The following is a 21,870-nucleotide window of genomic DNA, read 5'->3' on the forward strand; positions in this document are numbered from 1 at the left end:
CAAGCTAAACACTTGAGCTAAAAATTTTATTCATAAATTAATTTTTATTTTACCAAGTAACTGATTTACTAGAACCGGTTTTATCAATAGTTTGTTCATCTTCCCAATAAACTAAACCTGATGTTAAATCAGTAAGTCTTAGTAAGAAAAAGTATTCTACTTGAGTTTTATCATTGCTAAGTTTTACATTATCTTGTCTAATTTTACCCGCAAGAGAAAAATCAGGCGATACCAATGTACCCTTTTTTGCTATGGTTTTTTGATTAAACTCATCATTATCTCTTAATTCTCTTACATCTTCACTCATGCTATCAAGTGCTCCGCCTGCAGCAACTGCTGAAGTTAGAACAAATTTACCTGATTTTCTTAATGCAGAAGTGATTTTTGCGGTGAGTTTTTCAGTATCGATTCTTTGTGGGGTATCATTTACAACCCTACCAATAGCAATAACCTTTCTTGTACCTGGTTTAATATTTGCAAAAGCAGGATCGCTTAACATACTATTTATCATAGTTTCAGCTGCACTTTCAAAATCTTGTCTATCAAGACCCAAGGTTAAAGCATCGCCTTTTTTTACCTGACTTGCCTTTCCATCTGTATAAGCTGTTTGCGCACAACCACTAAAAAGCAAAGCTCCAATAAGAGCTGTTCCTAAAATTTTTGTTTTTTTCATGATTTATCCTTCCTAAAATGAGATTAATTTTTTGCTTTAATTTCTAATCTAAAATCCTTCGCTCTTATATCAGATGCAAGTTTACGAAGAATCACCTCTTGTCCTGCTGGAATTCTAAGGGCTTGATAGTCCTCATTTAAAACATCTCTTAGCACAAAACCATCTTTATCTAACCAATCCACTTTATAAATTACATTTTTAGCAAAAGTACTGCGTAAAATCACTTCAAATTCTAAATAACCATTGCTATTTATACGCTTTTGAAATTGTTTTACTAAACTTTTTGGTAAATTTGAACCTAAAATTACAGCATTTTGATTTGAATTTATTTGATAACTTGGCACACAAGCACTAAGTAAAAACATTAAAATAAATAAAATAATTTTTTTCATCTTTTAGCCTTATTTTTCCATGATAGCAACACTTGCAGGTAAATACGGAGCAAAAGAACGCACTATCACAAGAGCATTTTTATTTTTATCCAATGATTTTTGAAACAAAATATTGCCTTGTGGATCTTTGATTTCTAAATTTCCGTCGTTTTCTATTGTTGCTACGGCAATACTTTTTGGTAAACCTCTCCAAGAACGCACATCAGCTTTGTTGGTTGCAGCAGTTGCTACTGCTGTTGCAAGACTTAGCCATCCACCTGTAGAGTCATTATTTGCAACAGCTACATTTAAAGTGGTTTTAACTATAGTTTGAGCTAAGGCTTTAGCAATCATTGCAGGCATATTTATTTTAAATTCAGTAGCGACAATATTGTCTAAATCCACAAAATCATTTGTATTTTGACCATTTATATTTAAATTTGCAAAAGAAGCTTCCCTTTTTTTCAAGGTTTGTAAAGCAATATTTGTGCTAATAATTTTTTTATCCACTATAAAAGGTAAGGTTAAAGCAAATTCATCCTTAACTACACCGAATCCATTTTCATAAACTACAAAAACATATTTTTTAGCTTTTTTGACTTTTATTTTTGTGGCATATTCTTTAAAAATTTTAGCCTCTTTTTTGATAGTTTTGTTTTTTGGATAAATAATAGCTACTTCTCTAAACAAATCTGCAGCTTTTCTATAATCTTTATCCATAAAGAAAAATATTGAAGCAAGATAAGTCGCATAAGGATTTATGAAATTTTTTGTTGTATCAAACTCTTTAAATAAGTTATCGTATTGTGCTTCTATAACTTTTGAGTTTTCATTCATATTTTTATCATAATTTTTATCTTCTTTTGCCTTATCTAAATCAGCACGATTTTTTTCAATTTCTTTAGCAAAATATTCTTTTGCCTTATCTTGACGCATTAAAGCACGATTAAACTCAACTCTTGCATTTTCATAATCATCTTCTTCCATATAGTTTAGAGCTTTATATATATTAACCATAATTCTTTCATATAAAGAACCATCATAATCAACTATAGTATCATTAAGCAAGGTTGTACCAACAAATTTAGTTGCTTTAGAGCCTACATTTTCTAAATCCACATCATATTTATAAGATTCTTCCGCAGCATCAAAAAATACATTACTTTTGTTAAAATCACCACAATTTCTAGCAATCAAACCTGCATTTAATCCTGTATAAATGACATCATCATTTTTTTTAATTTTTTCTAAATTTTGATTGAAAAAATTATCACCACAATATTTTTGTGTTAAAGCATTTTCAAATGTTGTATTTTGTTTAACCTGATTAACACAAGCTGTTAAAAAAAGGCAAACAATACCTGAAAAAATCAACCCAACTTTTATCTTCATTAAATTTCTTTCTTAAAAAAAATTAAAAATGAATATTATAGCGTAGTATATATTTAAAAACTAATGAAAAAATTTTCACCCTAGGAGAAAAACCTAGGGTTTGATTTAAATAAGCATAGGAGCTAATACAAAGCCTAATGCTACAGCAATTGCAATAGCTAAAACTCCTGGTATAAAGAAAGAGTGATTAAATATAAATTTACCAATTCTAGTCGTTCCTGTATCATCCATTTGCACAGCGCCAAGTAAGGTTGGATAAGTTGGAAGCACAAAAAGTGCTGAAACTGCTGCAAAACAAGCTACAAGCATATAAGAATCATGCGGATTTGTTGCTGAAATTCCTAAAGCGGTGATAATTACAGGTACAATGGCCTTTGCGGTTGCTGCTTGAGAATATAAAAGCATACTTGCAAAGAAAAATGCAACTGCTAACATAGCAGGGGTTTGTTTAACCCAGTCGCCTGCTACTTCTTTAATAGAAGCTTCGTGTCCTGCAACAAAAGTATTTCCAAGCCATGCTACACCAAAAACACAAACACAAGCAGTCATACCACTTTTAAATACGCTGGTATCAAGAATTTTACCTGGTTCAACTTTACAAAGCCAAGTGATCAAAGTTGCTGCAGTAAGTAAAAAGCTCATAATAGCTGCATCTCTTGGAACCACAACAGGATCGATCCATTTAATATTGCTCGAAATTGCGGTTGCATAAAGTACAACTGCCAAAACAGTGATCAAGAAAATTCCTACTGAAAGTTTAGCACCTGGTTTATCTTCACCATGTAAAATAGCTCCTGCATCTTTAACAAGTCCTGCTTTTAAGCGTTCTTGATAAACGCTATCTTTGCTTAAATCCATAGGAGTGATTAAACTCACTATAAAAGCTGTAAGCATACAAGCTATAAAAGTTGTACTGATCCAAATTCCAATTAAAGTTGGATAATTCCATCCAAGTGGCTCTAAAACTCCGCTCATATAAACCACAGCTGCACTCACAGGAGAAGCAGTGATTCCAATTTGCGAAGAAACAACCATTAATGAAAGTGGAGCACTAGGTTTTATGTTTTGAGATTTTGCAACATCAACTACAACAGGCATTAAAGAAAATACTGCATTTCCTGTTCCTGCTAAGATTGTAAGCAACCATCCACAAGCTGGAGCTAAATAATTTATAAATTTAGGGCTTGATCTTAAAATTTTTTCTGTCACCCTTACCATATAATCAAGTCCACCTGCTTGTTGCATAGCAGAAATTGCTGCAATAGCTGCAGCAATAATTAAAATAACATCCCAAGGAATATTACCAGGTTTCATACCTAAAACAAGTCCTAGTATAACTACACCTAATCCTCCAGCATAACCTATAGCAATACCGCCTAGGCGAATACCGATAAAAATTGCCCCAAGAAGGACGATTACTTGCAAAATTATCATTATATCCATATTAAATCCTAAAATGCTATTTTTTAGCTTCCATGTGAGGATTTAGCATATTTGATGGTGTTAAAATTTCATCAATTTGTTCTTTACTTAAAAGCCCTCTTTCAAGCGCAATATCAGCCACTCTTTTTCCAGTGTTCATTGCCTCTTTAGCTATAGAAGCTGAATTTTCATAACCAATATAAGGATTTAAAGCTGTTACTATACCTACTGAATTATAGACAAAGTCTGAACAAATTTTTTCATTTGCAGTAATACCATCTATACATTTATCAGCTAAAGTATACATTGCTTTTTCTAGCATTACAATAGAATTAAATAAGCTATATGCTGCAACTGGTTCAAAAACATTAAGTTGTAATTGTCCACCCTCACAAGCAAAAGTTACAGTTACATCTGCTCCAATAACAAAATAACAAACTTGATTAACTACTTCAGGAATAACAGGATTTACCTTACCTGGCATGATAGAACTACCTGGTTGCATTTTTGGAAGATTAATCTCATTAAGACCACATTTTGGACCACTACTTAAAAGTCTTAAGTCATTACATACTTTAGAAAGTTTTGTTGCAACACGTTTTAAAACACCTGAAATTTGTACATAAGCTCCCGTATCTTGAGTCGCCTCGATCAAATCCTCAGCCACAGTATATTCAAAACCTGTCACTTCTCTTATTTTTCTTTCTACAACCTTCGGATAATCAGGATGAGAATTAATTCCCGTTCCAATAGCAGTTCCACCCAAATTGATCTCTAAAATCAATTTTCTAGCTTCTAATACTCTTTGTATATCTTCACCTATCATTACGGCAAAAGTTTTAAATTCACGACCTAAAGTCATAGGTACAGCATCTTGCAGTTGGGTTCTACCCATTTTAAGAACATCTTTAAATTCTTCAGCTTTTCTCTCATAAGCTTTTTTTAGATGTTCCATAGCTTTTGCCAAATCACTTAAATAATCATGCAAAGCAAGGTGTAAAGCTGTAGGATAAGCATCGTTAGTACTTTGGCTTAAATTAACATGATCATTTGGATGAAGATATTGGTATTCACCTTTTTTATGACCCATAAGTTCAAGTCCTATGTTTGCTATAACTTCATTAGCATTCATATTTGTACTTGTTCCAGCACCTCCTTGGATCATATCTACTACAAATTGATCATAATACCCGCCTTCTAAAATTTTATCGCATGCTTTAATAATCGCATCTTGGATATTTTTATCCAAAAGACCTAATTCATGATTTGCCATAGCTGCAGCTTTTTTTACTCTAGCCAAAGCTCTAACAAAGCGAGGAAAATCTTTTAATCTATCATGAGAAATATCAAAATTTTCAACAGCTCTAAAAGTTTGCACTCCATAATAAACCTCATCAGAGATTTCCAATTCCCCAATAAAATCATGTTCTTTTCTTGTTCCCATTTTGAACCTTTCATAAAAAGTATTTTAATTTAAAATCAAAAATTTTTGATTTAAATCATAAAATAATGATATTGCATTTTTAGTTAATAATTGGTTAATAATTAAAATACTTTCAAAATATAATAAATTAAGTATTTTTATATCCTAAATTATGTCTTTATATTTAATTTTTATTAATATAAAAAATTTTATTTACTTCAAAAAAAATTAATATATTTTTGCAAGCTTTTTTTGCTAGAATAAAATTTTTAATAATTTAAATAATTAGGGATAACATGGAAGAAATTACAATAAACATAGATAAGATTAAAATAAATGATGACTGGAAAGAATTTTTAAGAGACGAATTTCAAAAAAAATATTTTCTAGAAATCAAAAAACAATACCTAAATGCAATTGATCAAAATATAATTATTTATCCGCCTGCAAATTTAATCTTTAATGCTTTTAATTTATGTCCCTTAAAAGAAATTAAAATTATTATCCTAGGACAAGATCCCTATCATCAACCAAACCAAGCAATGGGGCTTAGTTTTTCGGTTCCAAAAAATGTAAAAATCCCACCAAGTCTTAATAATATTTTTAAAGAATTGCAAAATGATTTAAACATCACTCCAGCAAAAAGCGGAGATTTAAGCTCTTGGGCAAAACAAGGAGTTTTGCTCTTAAATTCTATTCTTAGCGTTGAAGCAAGTAAAGCAGCTAGTCATAGTTCGTGGGGTTGGCAAGAATTTAGTGATGCTATAATACATAAATTAAGCAATGAAAAATCAGGGCTTGTTTTTATGCTTTGGGGAAATTACGCAAAAAGCAAGGAGATTTTGATTGATAATACTAAGCATTTGATTTTAAAAGCGGCCCACCCAAGCCCTTTAGCTAGAACAGGATTTTTAGGTTGTAAGCATTTTTCAAAAGCTAATGAATTTTTAAAAAAAGTTGGTAAAATTCCTGTAGATTGGAAAATAGTTTAAAAAATTATTTTAAATTTTAATAAAAATATTAAAATATATTTATTTATTTAAAAATAAATTATATTTCTATGAAATATATTGCAATAAAATAACTCAAAAATTAATTCTTAAGGAGAAAAATGAAAACCATTGGTATTATAGGCGGAATGAGTTTTGAAAGCACTATTACTTATTATAAAACAATAAATCAAGCTATAAATGATAAATTAAAATCTTTAAATTCTGCAAAAATTTTACTTTACAGTGTTAATTTTGAAGAAATAGAAAATTTACAAAGCCAAGATAAATGGCAAGAAGCTGCACAAATTTTGACTCAATGTGCTAAAAAATTAGAACTTGCAGGGGCTAATTTTATAATAATTGCAACTAATACTATGCATAAGGTTTTTGATGAAATTCAACAAAACATAAATATCCCTATTTTGCATATTGCAAAAAGTTCTGCTAAGGCTTTAAAACAAGAAAACATACAAAAAATTGGTTTATTGGGTACTAAATACACAATGACTCAGGATTTTTATAAAAAAATACTGATTGAAGAAAATATTAGCGTTATTACTCCTAGTGATGAAGATATAAAAATCGTTAATGATATTATTTTTAATGAGCTTTGCAAAGGTAAAATCAAGCAAGATTCTAAAGAAAAATATTTAAATATTATAAAAAAACTACAAGAAAAAGGGGCAAAGGGAGTGCTTTTAGCTTGCACTGAAATTGGTTTATTAATATCCAAAAATGATACAAATATTAAAATTTTTGACACAAGCCTTATTCACGCCCTTGATGCTGCTAATGAAGCTTTAAAAGATTTATGATTAAAAGATGCCCAAAAATGGGCAAATTGCAATATTTTGAAAAGATTTATACTTATATCGGTTTAAATCTTATCTTGCTTTATAGTTTGCTATCTTTTTCTAATTGATTGATATTTAGCATTATAAATTTATAGCTTAGATAAATTACTAAAGGCCAAGCCAATAAAAACAAAGCATGTAACATTTTTTCTCCTTAATATGCGTGATCATCGTTTGCGATTTCTTCGCGTGTAATTTTTACTTTATCCATTGCATTCCAAACATAGATAATATAAGCTAAAACAAAGGGTACAAGTAAAGACACATAAGCCATGACGCTTAGAGTATAATAGCTTGAACTTGCATTTTTTAAAGTTAAAGAACTTTGCAAATCACTTAAAGATGGGTAAAAAGCACTTTGACCTAAACCAATGCTTGATAATAAAGCAAAAACTGTTAAAACCGTTCCAAGTCCTAGGGTAAAAATAGCTTTAGAGCAACCTTTTGCTCCTTGAATCATACCTAAAAGCACTAAAATCACACCGATAGCAAGCAAGATAGCAAAAATCATTTGATTTAAGAAATTATATAAATACAAATTCGCACTCATGCTTACAGTTCCATTGGCATCTACGCTAAAACCATCTTTTAAAAAAATCCACGCTAAAAAACCTAAGAAAAAAGGTAAAAACAAAATGCTATTGATCATAAGTTTTTTCATAGCTCTTATTTTGATATTCTCATCATTGATATTGTTCATAAAATACGCTGCGCCTAAAAGCCTTGCTAAAAATACCAAAGCTAAGCCTAAGAGATAATTAAAAGGATTGAGTAAAAGTTCTAAGCCGTGCAAAGGGTTTTGCCAAGAAACAAAATTATGCTCATTTAAGATAAATTCAGAACCGCTAAAAAAGCTACTTACTGCAACTCCGATTAAAAATACCCCTAAATATCCATTGATTTTAAGAAAAATTTCATAGGTTTTAGAGCCATAAACATTATTTTCTTTTTTACGATACTCATAAGCCACAGCTTGTAAAATAAAACAAAATAAAATACAAAGCCAAGCCCAATAAGCTCCGCCAAAACTGGTACTATAAAAAAGTGGAAAAGCTGCAAAAGCTGCTCCGCCAAAAAGTACGAGAGTTGTAAAACCAAGCTCCCATTTACGCCCTAAAGAATTGACTAGCATGGTTTTTTCAAGCTCATCCTTGCTAAGCTCATCGATTAAAGTCTGTCCACCTTGGACAAAAAACATAAAAACTAAAAGTCCACCGAGCAAACTTAAAATCAACCACCAATAAATTTGCAAACCTTCAAGTTCTAAACCAAAAAACATTATTTTTCTCCTTTGCCCATAAGTGGAGTATGTCCTGCATGTGCGTCAAAACCTTTTTTAATCTGAGTAAGTATTATTTTAACTTCTGCAATCAATAAGGCTGTAAAAAGTACTGCAAAAATCCAAAATGAAATTTGAACATTGACTTTTCCAAGTTGTGTTGCTGCGATATGTACGGGAAGTAAGTCTTGAATTGCCCAAGGTTGTCTGCCTACTTCAGCAACAATCCAGCCTGCTTCAGCGGCGATATAACCCAATGGAATGGATAACAAACACACCCAAAGTACTTTTCTAAATTTCTCAATATCATTTGCCATAGTAAGATAAAGTGTAACAATGAAAAGTAAAAAGAAAAAACTTCCTAAAGCAACCATAATATGAAAGCTATAAAAAGTTAAAGCCACAGGCGGAATAGTATCACTTGGTTTTTCTAAATATCCATAACCAAAATCTTTAAAATGAGTTTCTAAAATAGATTTGTGATTTGCCATAGCTATTGTATCATTGTTTTCTTTAGCAAGTTTATAGTCTTTTAGAGCTTGTATAGCGATTTTTCCTCTATCGATACGATTTTGCATAGGTTCTATACCTTTGCTTTCATTTCCATAGATTAAATCTTCAATTCCTGGAACAAAAGAATTTGGATCACGGTTTCCTAATATAGAAAGAGCGTAAGGTATAGTAATGTCAAATAAAAACACACTTTCGTTATTGTCTATGGTTTTTTTAGGGTTTAAAATTCCAAAAGGCACAAGTCCTGCACGATGTTCACCTTGATAAACCCCTTCCATAGCTGCAAGTTTCATAGGTTGAGTTTGAGTTACACGGTAAGCACTTTCATCTCCGCTGAAAAACAAAAAGATTGAACAAACCAAACCAAAACTAGCTCCTACAACTAAGCTTTTTTTAGCCTCGATAATATGGCGTCCCTTTAACATAAACCAAGCTGAAATTCCTATTACAAATAAAGCTGAAATCACATAACCGCTGCCTATGGTATGTAAAAATTTTGAAATAGCCACAGGAGAAAGTGCTACTTCAAAAAAGCTTTGCATTTCATTTCTTGCTGTATCAGGGTTAAAGCTCATTCCTACAGGATATTGCATCCAACCATTTGCCACTAAAATCCAAAAAGCAGAAAGATTGCTTCCTATAGCCACACACCAAGTTGAAAGTAAGTGAAAACCCTTACTTACTTTATCCCAGCCAAAAAACATAACTGCAAAAAAAGTAGCCTCTAAAAAAAATGCCATAATACCTTCAATCGCCAAAGGTGCACCAAAAATATCTCCCACAAACCAGCTATAATTTGCCCAGTTTGTTCCAAATTCAAATTCCATTATAATACCTGTAGCTACACCGATAGCAAAATTTATAGCAAATAATGAAAGCCAAAATTTGGTGATTTTTTTCCATCTTTCATTTTTAGTTTTTACATAGATAGTCTCCATGATAGCAATGATAAAAGATAAGCCTAAGGTTAAAGGCACAAACAAAAAATGATAAAGTGCAGTTAAAGCAAACTGCGCTCTTGACCAATCAACGCTACTAAATTCGTTCATTTATTTTCCTTCGAGTGTAAGATTTTTGAGTACAAAAGTGCTTTTTTCTTTGTCGCTTTTAAAAATAGAATTAAAATTTACATCAAAAACAAAAAGTTTTAAAATCACAAACATAACAAAAAGTTTGATAAAGATAATTTTCCAAAGGGTCTTTCCAAGAGTTAAATTTTTAAAACCTTCTTTGTAAAAATTAAAAATTTGAGAAATACTAAAATATAAGTGTTTAAGATACATGTAAATTCTACCTTTAAAAACAACAAAATAAAACATTTTAAGGAGCGGAAAATTATAATGAAAATTATGTTATTATTTTCTTAAAAAATTTAAATACATAATCAAGGTTTTTAATGCAAAAAATTAAAGTTTTTATTTTTTTTATGATTTTTTTCTTTAATGCATGTTCTTCTAAATTTTGAAAATGTAAATCCTTTGGGGTGTTCATTTGGAGAATTTGAAGATACTAATTCTTTTTCTTTAAAACTAGGACTTGAACCTATTTTTCCTACCAATCAAGAAATTCCAAGTTTAATTAGCAATGCTGATTTAGTACTTATTACTCCTATTTACCCCACCTTTAACTAGTAGCATCAACAATAATACAATAAGACAACTTGCAAGTGGAGCAAACCCCTTAGATATCTTAATGATACAAGAAATAGGAACTTTACTAAGAATAGCCACTCCAATAGGACGCCATGTGCAACAAAGTGGAATGCCTATTGATGAATATGAGTAGAATTTGAGGACTCTTTCAAGACCTGATAGGGTTTTTATTTATTATTCTCGCGTTGATGTAGGAGCTAATCGTGTAAATTTAGCTATAGTTTCAAGAATGCAAGCTGAAGAAGTGATTGTTTTACCTCCACCTACTACAGTTTCAAGACCCATTATAGGAATTCGCAATGGAAATGATGCTTTTTTCAATATCCATGCTTTAGCCAATGGAGGAACAGATGTAGGAGCAATTATCACAGCCCATAAATACACATTTTGTAAATATACCTCAAGCTAACTGGATGATAGCAGGGGATTTTAACCGTGATCCTTCTACTATAACAAATACAGTGGATAGAGGATTAGCAAATAAAATTAGAGTGGTTTTTCCAACTAGTGCAACTCAAGCAAACGGAGGGGCTATTGATTATGCAATTACAGGAAATTTAAACAGACAACAAGCCTATACTCCACCACTTTTAGCTGTGATTTTGATGCTTGCAAGTTTAAGATCATTTTCCAGTTAATTTTAGAAAATTTTAGGACATTTAATATGAAAAAAAATGTTGCTTTATTTTTTATGTTTATAACTTTAGCCTTTGCAACTCCTACTGGAGATTTGAAAGATTTTACCAAAATGGTTTCTATAAGAAATTTAGAAACGGAAATTTTTTTAAGCGCCTTTAGAGATATCTCAAAAGATCCTATTGATCAAAATTGAAATATTAAAGAAATTGTTTTAAGCAATGAGTTAAAACAAAAAGATAAATTAGCTAATGAACTTCCTTTTGGTTATGTGCAATTTGCAAATCCAAAGGAAAGCGATCTTTGTTTGGCCATCCTAGAAGATGGAACCTTTGGAGCAAAATCTTGTCAAGATGATCTAAAAGATGGTAAATTAGAAACTGTATTTTCTATAATGCCAACAGCAACTTCAGCTGTGCAAATTTGTTCTTTAGTTTTGGAATCTGATGAATGTATGGTAACTTTTTTAATCCAAATATTCCTGCATAAAAACGCTTTAGAATAGCCCCTTGCACCTTAGATCCTAATTTTTTATGAAGTAAACGAACTAATGACTATAACTCCACCTTTAACAGCTTCTACCCCTTTAGAATAAGATTTTTTATTGTTCTATTTTTATATTTATTTAATATTTATGATATTACAAAAATACACAAAATAATCAATAACAACACAATATAATTTACTTTACTCTATAATTTTTTTATTTTAATTTAATTTTTTGTTACAATAAATTTATACATAAATAATTATCAAGGAGGAAAAATTGGAGCAAATTTTAACATGGCAACAAGTTTACGACCCTTTTTCAAACATTTGGCTAAGTGCTTTAGTGGCATTTTTACCTATACTATGTTTTTTAGTTTGTTTGGTTGTTTTAAAACTTAAAGGTTATCAAGCAGGTTTTTTAACTGTTATACTTGCTACTTTGGTAGCTTTATTTGCCTATAAAATGCCTTGGAATTTAGTGGGTGCAAGTTTTATTCAAGGCTTTACAAATGGTATGTGGCCTATAGCTTGGATTATCATTGCGGCAATCTTTCTTTACAAACTTTCCATCAAGTCGGGTTCTTTTGAAATCATTAAAAAAAGCGTGATGAGCATTACTCCGGATCATAGAATTCAAGTGATTTTAATAGGTTTTTGTTTTGGTTCATTTTTAGAGGGTGCTATAGGTTTTGGTGGCCCCGTGGCTATAACCGCTGCACTTTTAGTAGGACTTGGTTTGCGTCCTTTGCAAGCTGCAGGGCTTTGTCTTATCGCAAATACCGCTCCTGTTGCTTTTGGTGCGGTGGGAATTCCTATTATTGCTATGGCAAATCTTGTCGGCATAGAACAGCATTCAGTTTCTGCCATGGTAGGTAGAATGCTAGTTCCTTTAAGCCTTACTATACCTTTTTTCATAGTTTTTTTAATGGATGGATTTAAAGGCGTTAAAGAAACTTTTCCAGCTATTTTAGTTGCGGCGCTAAGCTTTACAACTACTCAATTTTTAAGCTCAAATCACTTAGGAGCGGAATTGCCTGATATTATTTCAGCTGTGGTTTCTTTAGCGGTTACAACTATATTTTTAAAATTTTGGAAACCAAAAAATATTTTTAGATTTGATAATGAAAGTAATTTCACTCAAGATAATACTCTAAGTTTTAATCAAATTTTAAAAGCTTGGTCGCCTTTTATTTTACTTATTGTTTGTATTATCATTTGGACACAACCTTGGTTTAAAGCTCTCTTTGATAAGGACGGAATTTTAAGCTATACAAGCATTACTTTACAATTTAGCAATATCACAACTGGAATTTTAAGCCCTTCTATCACAGGCATAGGAGAAGCTAAGCCTTTATCTTTGGCCTTGGGCGTAGATTTAATCAATGGAAAAACCGTAGCTCAAGCAGGAACAGCGATTTTACTTGCCGCTTTTCTAACTATAGCTATTTTAAAAATCAAAGCCGAAGATGCTGCAGAATGCTTTTGGGTTACCTTAAAAGAAATGGCTATACCTTGTATTACCATAGGTTTGGTTGTGGCTTTTGCTTTTATTTCTAAAAATAGCGGTATGAGCACTACCTTAGGGCTTGCTTTTGCACACACAGGTAATGCTTTTTCTTTCTTTTCACCAATCATTGGTTGGATAGGGGTATTTTTAACAGGCTCTGATACAAGTGCTAATTTACTTTTTGGAACCTTGCAACAAGTAAGTGCTCAAAAACTAGGTGTTAGTGAAGCTTTATTTTTAGCAGCTAATTCAGTAGGTGGGGTCGTTGGAAAGATGATCAGTCCACAAAGCATTGCTATAGCTTGCGCAGCAGTTGGGCTTGTAGGAAAAGAATCTGATCTTTTCAAATTCACATTAAAATATTCTGTAGCTTTTATTATTTTAATAGGAATTTGGACTTGCATTATAGCTTTTTTCTTACAAGAAATCATCCCTGAAGTTATAGTGAAATAATTAAAAAATTTAAGTTTTGCTTCAACAAATATTCGTTTTTAGAATATTTGTTGGAAAATTTACTTTGCTTTTATTTTTATAGGATTAGAATATTTATCCTAAATTATCCCAAAAGGAGAGATCATGAAAAAGGTGTATTTTTACGCCACATGCTTAGGAAGTGCTGCTATGCAACAAAGCGTTTTAAATGCAATAAAACTTTTAAGGCGTGAAGGTATTGAAGTGATTTTTAAAAAAAATCAAACCTGTTGCGCTCAACCTTCTTTTAACTCAGGTTATTTCGATGAAAGTCGTGAGATTGCTTTATATAATGTGGATTTATTTGATAAAGATTACCCCATCGTTGTGCCAAGCGGATCTTGTGCGGGTATGATGAGTCATGACTATAAAGAACTTTTTAAAAACAAACCTGAATTTTCTAAAGTCAAAGATTTTAGCTCTAGAGTCATAGAACTTTCACAATACCTTGATGAAGTTTTAAAAGTAGATTATGAAGACAAAGGTGCACCTATAAAAGTAACTTGGCATTCTAATTGCCATGCTTTAAGAGTGCAAAAAAGCATACAAACGAGTAAAAATCTTATCAAAAAACTAAAAAATGTAGAATTAGTAGAACTTCAATACGAGGAAGAATGTTGTGGTTTTGGCGGAACTTTTTCAGTAAAAGAGCCTGAAATTTCAAATGCTATGGTAAGAAGTAAAATTAAAGATATACAAAATAGCGGTGCAAAATATCTCATCAGTGGCGATGGAGGTTGTCTTTTAAACATAGATGGCACAATGAAAAGAATGGGTTTAGATATAAAAGGCATACATTTATATGACTTTTTACTTAAACGCTTGGAAGGAGAAAGACTATGAGTCAAAAAATTCCTCACGAACAAATCGTTCAAATTAAACTCAATGACAAGCAAATGCAAGAAAATTTAATGACTGCCATGCATACTTTACAAAAAAATAGACTCAATGTTATTGATGCTAGATTTAAAGACTGGCAGGGTTTAAGAGCTAAAGCTAAACAAGCTAAAAACAATGCCTTAATGAGTTTAGAAGAAAGGCTTTTAGAATTTGAAAAAAATGCTACAAAAAATGGCATTAAAGTGCATTGGGCAAGTAGTGATGAAGATGCCTGTGAAATCGTCTATGAAATCATGAAAGAAAAAAATATTACCAAGCTTTTAAAAGGTAAATCTATGGCAAGCGAAGAAATAGGCCTAAATCACTACCTAGAAAAAAAAGGTTTAAAAGCTATAGAAACCGATCTTGGAGAGCTTATTTTACAGCTTAATGAAGAGCCTCCTTTACATATAGTTGTACCTGCTATACATAGAAACCGCCATGAAATCGGAGAAATTTTCAAAGAAAAATTAGGAGCAAATTTAGAGAACGATGAACCTGAAAGTTTAAATGCGGTAGCTAGAGAACATTTAAGAAAAGATTTTGAAGGCTTAAAGCTTGGACTTAGTGGGGTCAATTTTGCCATGTCAAGAGAAGGGGCTTTTTGGCTTATAGAAAATGAAGGAAACGGTAGAATGTGCACTACAGCACCTGATATTCATATCGCACTTTGCGGCATAGAAAAAGTCATGGAAAGCTTTGAAGATGCGGCTACTATGGTTTCTTTACTCACTCCTTCAGCCACAGGACAATTTATACCAACTTATAACAATATCATCACAGGCCCTAGAAAAAATGGGGATTTAGATGGTCCTAAAGAAGTGCATGTGATTTTATTTGATCACCATCGCTCTAAAATGTTAGCTCATGAGGATTATTATGAGGCTTTGCGTTGTATTCGATGTGGGGCTTGTATGAATTTTTGCCCTGTTTATGATCAAATCGGTGGACATGCCTATCAAACCACTTATCCAGGACCTATAGGAGAAGTAATCAGTCCTAATATTTTTGGTATAGATCATACAGGAGATATTTTAAATTTCTGTTCACTTTGTGGGCGTTGTTCTGAAGTTTGTCCAGTGCAAATTCCTTTGGCTGATCTTATTCGCAAATTAAGATGTGATAAAATAGGACAAGGTAAAAATCCACCTTTAGGAGCAAATAATGTTCATCACAATGCCTTAGAAGCCTTTGCTTTTAAACAATTTAAAAATATCGCAACCAATGGTAATAAATGGCGTTTTTCACTTTCAAAAGCACATTATTTTAACTGGACGGTACAAAATTTCGCAAGCGTTTTGCCTGTGATTAAAAAATGGTACGCTTTTAAAGAATTACCTCAAATTAAAATGGATCTTTATAAAGAAGTGCAAAAACTAGAAGGAGTAAGCTATGAGTAAAATCGATGAAATTTCAAGCAAAAGTAAAGCAAGCATTTTAGAACATCTTAAAAAAGCTTACAAAGAAACAACGTTCACACGCATTGAAAGTATAGATCCTGTAGAACATATCCAAACCACCCAAGATATGCTTGCAGAAATGAAACAAAAAATGAGTGATAACAAATATATCGTTGAAAATGCTACAAAAGACACCTTAGAAGAAAAAATCAATGAAATTATCGCAAAATATAGCTTTAAAAGTATGATTTATGGGGCGGAATTAAATTTAAATTTAGAACAAATCAAAGCAGAAAAAAAGATTTGCTTTGATAAAGAAATCGAAAATTTAAGATCTGAGGTTTTTCATAGTGATTTTTCCATCATTCATGCAAGAGCAGGGGTAAGCTCTCACGGAGTTGCACTTGTACCTTCAAGCAAAACTCAACCTAGAATGCTAAGCCTTGCACCTAAACTTTGTATAGTGCTACTTAAAAAAGAAAATGTTGTTAAAAGTCTTAGCGAGGCTTTAAATTTGGTAAAAAAAGAAAATGAAATCTTACCTACTAATATCTTATTTATAGCAGGGCCTTCAAGAACAGCAGATATAGAACTTATCACTGTTTTTGGTGTTCATGGGCCACAAATTGCACATATTATTATTTACTGATTCTATACTAGAATCAGTAAGTCTTAATTTTTAATATTAATTATATATATTTTTTATATTAACAAATATAAAAAAAATATAATATTTCACTCAAATATATGAAATTAATTTTAAATACAAAAATTAAAGAAGGTGCTTTTGGATAAACTAATTCCAACTTGGAATGAAAAATACAGTATTCATGACACAATGATTGACATTCAACAGCAAAAACTTTTTGAACTTGCAGCAAAAATAGAAAATATGGTTTATAAATTTGTTCAAAGAGATGAGTTAAAAGAAATTTTAATAGAACTTTTTAATTATAATAAAAGAACATTTTAGCAACGAAGAAGATTATATGCAATAAATTCATTATCCTTGTTTAAATGAACACAAAATCATGCATAAAATATCCTTCATGATATGTCTTATCTTATACAAAACATAAAAACCACTAATGATTTAAAAGAGAAGCTTTACACAGTTTCTAAAAAATGGCTTTTAGAACATATACTCTATGAAGATATGAAAGTTGAACAATACAGAAGATCTTCTTTAGCTTCTGAAGATGATGGGGAAGTAAGCTTTGAAGAAGTCAAAGAAGAAAAAGATGATGAAAATGCAGTTTATCTTTATACATGTGAATGCATAGGACAAATGTATGATGTACCTTTTGGAATTCATCAAAAAATTCAACTTAAGAGTGTAAAATTTAAATGTAAAAAATGTAAAGAAGCCATACAGTTTTATAAAAAATATTCAGAAAATTTCTAATTAACTATTTATGCGTTAAAATAATAAATAAAGTATAAGTTAGACAAAGAAGGAAATTTAATGGATAAAAAATAAAATATTTTATTTTGGATAAATTTGACTATTCCTATCCTGTACCAACCAAAGATATAAAATGCTCGTTTTGTAAAAATTTTTTCCCAATAAAATATAGCTCAAACTTAAAAACAATAGAAAAAGAATGTCCATTTTGCAATAATAAAATGGACATTAAACTTAAAAACTAAGCCTTAGTTTTACTTACAATATTAATAATATTTGAAGCCACTTCATCAGCAAGCTCTAAATGAGAAGTAAAGCCTACACAAGAACAATTAATCTCGCCTAAAACATATTTATCATTGCCCTTTTCATCAGTATCTAAAATAAAATCAGCCGTCCAAATCAATGGTAAGTCGTAATTGCCTAATCTTTCCCTTACCTTAGGAAGCTCGCCTAAAAACATATCCACCAAAGTTTTCCAATCTTCTGGCTTATCATAACGATATTTTGCCCCACTAAAAAGCGTAGCAGAAAAAGCATCGGCATCTTCGGCTGGTTTTTTATGTACTACATTTACAGGAGTGTTATAAAGCATTAAAAGTCTGATTTCACCTTCTTTAATGCGCGGTAAAAAAGTCATATCCACAAGCATACCATTATCACCTATGATATATTGCTCACAAAAATCCATAAATTCCCCAAGCTCTCTATGTTCTACATGATTATCCTTAGCTTCCGTACACTTGATTTTTGTGTTTAAAGGCAAACTATCTCCACTAACGCTACCCTCTACACTCACACGCCAAATTCCCTCTCCTGTAGAGCCACGATTTTGCTTTAAAACCCTTTCACCTTTAGCCAAACTTTTTGGAAAATTTTCTTTAAAAGTCTTAATATCATAGTAAGCATAAGTATCGCTTGGAACAAGATCAGTATCTGCTAATTTTGTAAGTGCATCTTTAGCACCATAACCTATCATAGCATCAGGATGAGGCATACCTACAAGCTTATCAGCACAAAGTTTTCTTAACATATCAAAATACTCATTTTCTTCTTTAAGATTACCAGGATTGATGCGAGAAACATAACCATCAAAATTTTCTTTCACATATTTGTAAATTTCATCTTTTTTACTCACTTCAAAAAAAATCACCTCAGCATTCCAACCCTTAGCTTTTAAGGCATTTACCATAGGTATAGTATCTTTTCTATAACCATCTTCACCTTTATCACTCCCACCTTTAACTTCAAAAAAAACAATATTTTTTTTCATTATTTTACTCCTTATCTAAAATATAAATAATTATTGCATAAAAATATTACAAAAATTAAATAAAAATATTTATATATTTTATCTAGCGTTTATAAAACTGCTATTAGTCTTATAAGCGATTTCGATTAAGCTTTTACTTATCAAGCTTGATACTTGTCCTTCTAGGCGGTTAAGAAATTTATCAATCTTATTTTCTTCTTTCCAAACGGGATTTGAAACATTAGCAAGTTTTTCAAGCTCCTTTTTAGCATTTTCATAATTACTAAGCTCATCTATAAGACCAAGCTCCTTAGCCTTGGCAGCTAAAAACACTCTTGCATTTGCCCATTGGTCTTTTTTGTTAAGATCTAATGCTCTTTCCTTAGCAACAAAACCTGTAAAAAGATCATAACTTTGATCAATTAAACCCTGTAAAAAATTTCTTTCATTCTCATTCCAAGCTCTTGCAAAAGTTCCAGCACTTTTAAATTCACCTGCTTGAATAGTTTGTTCTTTAATACCGAGTTTATTAGCCAATCCACTTAAATCAGCTCCTTGCATAATCACACCGATAGAGCCTATAAAACTTGCCGGATTGGCTAAAATTTTATTGGCTCCAACTCCTGCTAAATAACTTCCACTTGCCATAGTTCCGCTTGCATAGACAAGCACGGGCTTTTTAATTTTTAAATCCTTTATAGCTAGAGCTAGTTCCATACTAGGAGCAAAAGCTCCACCAGGAGAGTCTATAACAAAAAGCACTCCTTTGATATTGCTATCATTTTTAGTATTGATAATTTTTTCTAAAACCGCAGAGCTATCAAAAATTTCACCCTTTAAATCAATGCGTTCTAAATTTGCAAGATTGGAGCTTGAATTTGCACTAGGCATTAAAATCCATATAACAATCAACAATAAAACAAAGGTTTTAAAATAAGTATTGATAAATTTTATTCCACACCCTAAAGCCTTAAAAAATGATTTTAAAATTTGCATTCTTTTCCTTTTATAAATAATTTATCCACTTCCTTAGCATTTAAAATAAACTGCAAAGGAGCTTGCTTTTTATCACATTCTCCTAGCTCAAATACGCTAAAATCAGCAATTTTACCTTTTTTAAGCTCTCCTAAATTTAAATTTAAAGCCCTTGCAGGATAAAGTGTTACCATTTGCAAAAGCTTAGATGCTAACTCTAATAAATCAAAATTCTTATGTATAAGCAAATTCGCGCGCATTTCATCAAGTAAGGACAATGAAATATTTGAGCTAAGTCCATCGGTTCCTAAATGGATATTTAATCCACTTTTTAAAGCCGTTTTTAAATCTAAGCTTTTTTGACTTAAAAGACGATTTGAAAATGCACAATGTGTAATAGAATGTAAATTTTTATCTAACCATTCATATTCTTTTAGATAAACACAATGCGTAAAAAGAGTCCTTACTCCTTTAAAGAGTTTAGCAAAATCCTTTGGTGTATAAAGAGGCTTAGGATGAAGTGTGAAATTTTCAAGCCATTTTTTAAACCTCCCTTTAGACTCTCTAAGCCAGATATTTTCAGCCTTACTTTCTAAAAAATGCGTACTAACTAGTAAATTTTGCTTTTTAGCTAAATCAAGAGCAAAATGAGCCAAACTAGGATGAGTTGAATAAGGAGAATGAATCGAAATTGCTGGGATAAAAAAATCATTTTTAAATTTCGAAGAATTTTCAAATCTTTTTAAAAATTCTTGTTTTTTATCTTCAACTTGATTTTCATTTGTGCCTAGAATTTCATTAAAAAATACTACACGTATACCCTTTTGACTAGCCTTTAAACAAGGATCTAAATCACTCCCAAAACTTGAAATTTCACCTATGGTGCCTATGCCGCTTTTTTGCATTTTTTTAATGCTTTGAAGTATTAATTCTTCTTTGGCCTGCGCATTTAACATGGAACGAGAATTTATAACACTTTTAAGCCAAGTTAAAAATTCTCCAAAATGCAAAGTTGTTGAATTTGCACTAAATTCTAAGTGTGTGTGAGGATTTATAAAAGTAGGTAAAATAACCGAATTTTTAGGTGTTTTGATGATTTTAGCCTTAGGATATTTTTTTCTTAAATTATCCAATTTACCTAATTCTAAAATTTTATCTTCAAAAACAAAGGCTTGATTTTCTAGTATCGTAAAATCTTCATCACATAAAAAAAGATATCTTGCAGCAGCTATAAACACGATTTTCCTTTCAAAAATTACATTGTAGCAAAAATTTATTTTTAAAATGTTATAATATAAGGTTAAAAATAAATTTTTAAGGTTAAATCCATGAAAATAATGATTATCCAAGGCCCAAATGTTAATATGCTTGGCGTAAGAGAAGTGGGAATTTATGGTGCTATGAAAATGGAGCAAATTCATGAGCAAATGAAAATAGCTGCCACTCAAAGCAATGTAGAACTTGACTTTTTCCAAAGTAATTTTGAAGGTGAAATCGTAGACAAAATTCAAGAATGCCTTGGAACAGTTGATGGAATTATTATCAATGCAGCAGGCTATACTCATACTTCAATAGCTATTCGAGATGCTATTGCAGCGGTAGCTTTGCCTACAATTGAAGTGCATATTAGCAATGTTTATCGCAGAGAAGAATTTCGCCAAAAAAGTCTTATAGCGCCTGTATGCTCTGGAACTATTGTTGGTTTTGGTCCTTTTGGCTATCACTTGGCTTTAATGGGTGTAATTCAAATTTGTGAACAAATAAAAAATTTGCACGCAATGCAACAAGCACAACAAACGAATAAATAATAATGCTAAAAATTCAAGGAGTAAAACACTTTGAAAAAAGTCGTTTTTTTCCTTTTTTTAGTCAAAATATACGATCTTTTAAATATTTAGCTCTTATAGGCTTAGGAAGCAATATAGAGCCCGAAAAAAAAAGATTTGATATGCTTTTTCGAGTAATGATGGATGATAAAAGATTTAAAATTTTATCCACATCTCCTATGTTGATAAATGAAGCCTTTGGTTTTAAAGAGCAAAAAGATTTTACCAATGCTGTTATGTTGATACAAACTAATTTGCATGCACGAGCGCTTTTGAAAGTTTTACTTTATTATGAAGTAAAATTTAAACGCAAGAGAACTTTCAAAAACGCTCCTAGAACGCTTGATTTAGATCTTTTATATTTTTCACAAAAAGTCAAGCGTGATAAGTGGTGTGAGGTGCCTCATAAAGGGGCTAAAGAAAGAGTGAGTGTAATTTTGCCTTTAGGCATGATATAAG

Annotated in this window: 20 protein-coding genes and 3 pseudogenes; 12 read left to right on the plus strand and 11 right to left on the minus strand. The window is 31.2% G+C overall.

Annotated features, from left to right (window positions below):
• Positions 1-49: 49 nt before the first annotated feature.
• The 5 genes from lpoB to aspA all read right to left on the minus strand — a co-directional run bounded on the left by lpoB (position 50) and on the right by aspA (position 5,302).
• Complete coding sequence (gene lpoB, locus ELQ12_RS07650; protein ID WP_070261576.1) at positions 50-673, minus strand: penicillin-binding protein activator LpoB; 624 nt, start codon at positions 671-673, stop codon at positions 50-52.
• A 23-nt stretch (positions 674-696) separates the two neighbouring features.
• Positions 697-1,065: a YcfL family protein gene (locus ELQ12_RS07655; RefSeq protein WP_070285794.1), complete on the minus strand. Its 369-nt coding sequence runs from the start codon at positions 1,063-1,065 to the stop codon at positions 697-699.
• Between the two features lie 9 nt (positions 1,066-1,074).
• Positions 1,075-2,436: a COG3014 family protein gene (locus tag ELQ12_RS07660; RefSeq protein WP_134264680.1), complete on the minus strand. Its 1,362-nt coding sequence runs from the start codon at positions 2,434-2,436 to the stop codon at positions 1,075-1,077.
• Between the two features lie 105 nt (positions 2,437-2,541).
• Positions 2,542-3,879: an anaerobic C4-dicarboxylate transporter gene (locus ELQ12_RS07665; protein WP_070274131.1), complete on the minus strand. Its 1,338-nt coding sequence runs from the start codon at positions 3,877-3,879 to the stop codon at positions 2,542-2,544.
• A gap of 16 nt (positions 3,880-3,895) precedes the next feature.
• On the minus strand, positions 3,896-5,302 hold the full coding sequence (aspA, locus tag ELQ12_RS07670) for an aspartate ammonia-lyase (protein ID WP_002854440.1): 1,407 nt from the start codon (positions 5,300-5,302) through the stop codon (positions 3,896-3,898).
• A 275-nt stretch (positions 5,303-5,577) separates the two neighbouring features.
• Here aspA and ung point away from each other — a divergent pair, with 275 nt between their 5' ends.
• Together ung and ELQ12_RS07680 are read left to right on the plus strand one after the other, a co-directional pair.
• Positions 5,578-6,273: a uracil-DNA glycosylase gene (gene ung, locus ELQ12_RS07675; RefSeq protein WP_070243405.1), complete on the plus strand. Its 696-nt coding sequence runs from the start codon at positions 5,578-5,580 to the stop codon at positions 6,271-6,273.
• A 119-nt stretch (positions 6,274-6,392) separates the two neighbouring features.
• A complete protein-coding gene (locus ELQ12_RS07680) occupies positions 6,393-7,088 on the plus strand; it encodes an aspartate/glutamate racemase family protein (RefSeq protein ID WP_002860924.1) in 696 nt (231 codons plus the stop codon).
• A 193-nt stretch (positions 7,089-7,281) separates the two neighbouring features.
• Here the strand turns inward: ELQ12_RS07680 and cydB are convergent, their stop codons facing one another.
• From cydB to ELQ12_RS07695, 3 genes are read right to left on the minus strand one after another with little or no spacing between them, the layout of a single operon-like run.
• Complete coding sequence (gene cydB, locus ELQ12_RS07685) at positions 7,282-8,406, minus strand: cytochrome d ubiquinol oxidase subunit II (protein WP_002860923.1); 1,125 nt, start codon at positions 8,404-8,406, stop codon at positions 7,282-7,284.
• Positions 8,406-9,968, minus strand: a complete 1,563-nt coding sequence (locus ELQ12_RS07690) for a cytochrome ubiquinol oxidase subunit I (protein ID WP_070210683.1) — start codon at positions 9,966-9,968, stop codon at positions 8,406-8,408. The genes cydB and ELQ12_RS07690 overlap by 1 nt, the downstream gene beginning before the upstream one ends.
• The gene (locus tag ELQ12_RS07695; protein WP_002851632.1) at positions 9,969-10,202 is read right to left on the minus strand and encodes a DUF4492 domain-containing protein; all 234 of its coding nucleotides are present in this window, start codon (positions 10,200-10,202) and stop codon (positions 9,969-9,971) included.
• 159 nt (positions 10,203-10,361) lie between these two features.
• On the opposite strand from ELQ12_RS07695, the gene ELQ12_RS07700 reads away from it, so the two are divergent.
• The 8 genes and pseudogenes from ELQ12_RS07700 (at position 10,362) to ELQ12_RS10680 (ending at position 17,358) form a co-directional block, all read left to right on the plus strand.
• A complete protein-coding gene (locus ELQ12_RS07700) occupies positions 10,362-10,550 on the plus strand; it encodes a toxin (RefSeq protein WP_070210682.1) in 189 nt (62 codons plus the stop codon).
• Positions 10,551-10,560: 10 nt separating this feature from the next.
• A pseudogene (locus tag ELQ12_RS10395) lies at positions 10,561-11,225 on the plus strand (cytolethal distending toxin subunit B family protein); the annotation flags it as partial.
• A 10-nt stretch (positions 11,226-11,235) separates the two neighbouring features.
• Positions 11,236-11,802 (plus strand): annotated as a pseudogene (locus tag ELQ12_RS07715) (cytolethal distending toxin subunit A/C).
• Positions 11,803-11,973: 171 nt separating this feature from the next.
• Positions 11,974-13,656: an L-lactate permease gene (locus ELQ12_RS07720; protein WP_070285798.1), complete on the plus strand. Its 1,683-nt coding sequence runs from the start codon at positions 11,974-11,976 to the stop codon at positions 13,654-13,656.
• Between the two features lie 120 nt (positions 13,657-13,776).
• On the plus strand, positions 13,777-14,517 hold the full coding sequence (locus ELQ12_RS07725; RefSeq protein WP_079396804.1) for a (Fe-S)-binding protein: 741 nt from the start codon (positions 13,777-13,779) through the stop codon (positions 14,515-14,517).
• The gene (locus ELQ12_RS07730) at positions 14,514-15,953 is read left to right on the plus strand and encodes a LutB/LldF family L-lactate oxidation iron-sulfur protein (RefSeq protein WP_070261578.1); all 1,440 of its coding nucleotides are present in this window, start codon (positions 14,514-14,516) and stop codon (positions 15,951-15,953) included. The genes ELQ12_RS07725 and ELQ12_RS07730 overlap by 4 nt, the downstream gene beginning before the upstream one ends.
• On the plus strand, positions 15,946-16,602 hold the full coding sequence (locus ELQ12_RS07735) for a lactate utilization protein C (RefSeq protein ID WP_044779855.1): 657 nt from the start codon (positions 15,946-15,948) through the stop codon (positions 16,600-16,602). The genes ELQ12_RS07730 and ELQ12_RS07735 overlap by 8 nt, the downstream gene beginning before the upstream one ends.
• A gap of 189 nt (positions 16,603-16,791) precedes the next feature.
• Positions 16,792-17,358 (plus strand): annotated as a pseudogene (locus ELQ12_RS10680) (hemerythrin family protein).
• 241 nt (positions 17,359-17,599) lie between these two features.
• Here ELQ12_RS10680 and ELQ12_RS07750 read toward each other — a convergent pair.
• The 3 genes from ELQ12_RS07750 to ELQ12_RS07760 form a co-directional block, all read right to left on the minus strand.
• Entirely contained in the window at positions 17,600-18,631 is a 1,032-nt protein-coding gene (locus ELQ12_RS07750; RefSeq protein ID WP_002933934.1) for a Cj0069 family protein, read from the minus strand.
• Positions 18,632-18,709: 78 nt separating this feature from the next.
• On the minus strand, positions 18,710-19,606 hold the full coding sequence (gene sppA / locus ELQ12_RS07755) for a signal peptide peptidase SppA (protein WP_044779857.1): 897 nt from the start codon (positions 19,604-19,606) through the stop codon (positions 18,710-18,712).
• On the minus strand, positions 19,594-20,823 hold the full coding sequence (locus ELQ12_RS07760) for a metal-dependent hydrolase (RefSeq protein ID WP_044779858.1): 1,230 nt from the start codon (positions 20,821-20,823) through the stop codon (positions 19,594-19,596). The genes sppA and ELQ12_RS07760 overlap by 13 nt, the downstream gene beginning before the upstream one ends.
• A gap of 90 nt (positions 20,824-20,913) precedes the next feature.
• Here ELQ12_RS07760 and aroQ point away from each other — a divergent pair, with 90 nt between their 5' ends.
• Positions 20,914-21,393 (plus strand): type II 3-dehydroquinate dehydratase, encoded by a 480-nt coding sequence (aroQ, locus tag ELQ12_RS07765; RefSeq protein ID WP_002860905.1) that lies wholly within the window; start codon positions 20,914-20,916, stop codon positions 21,391-21,393.
• A 2-nt stretch (positions 21,394-21,395) separates the two neighbouring features.
• Positions 21,396-21,869: a 2-amino-4-hydroxy-6-hydroxymethyldihydropteridine diphosphokinase gene (gene folK, locus ELQ12_RS07770; RefSeq protein WP_002851803.1), complete on the plus strand. Its 474-nt coding sequence runs from the start codon at positions 21,396-21,398 to the stop codon at positions 21,867-21,869.
• The last annotated feature ends 1 nt before the right edge of the window (position 21,870 follow it).

It is taken from the genome of Campylobacter sp. US25a (genome assembly GCF_004379075.1).
Taxonomy (GTDB): Bacteria; Campylobacterota; Campylobacteria; order Campylobacterales; family Campylobacteraceae; genus Campylobacter_D; species Campylobacter_D jejuni.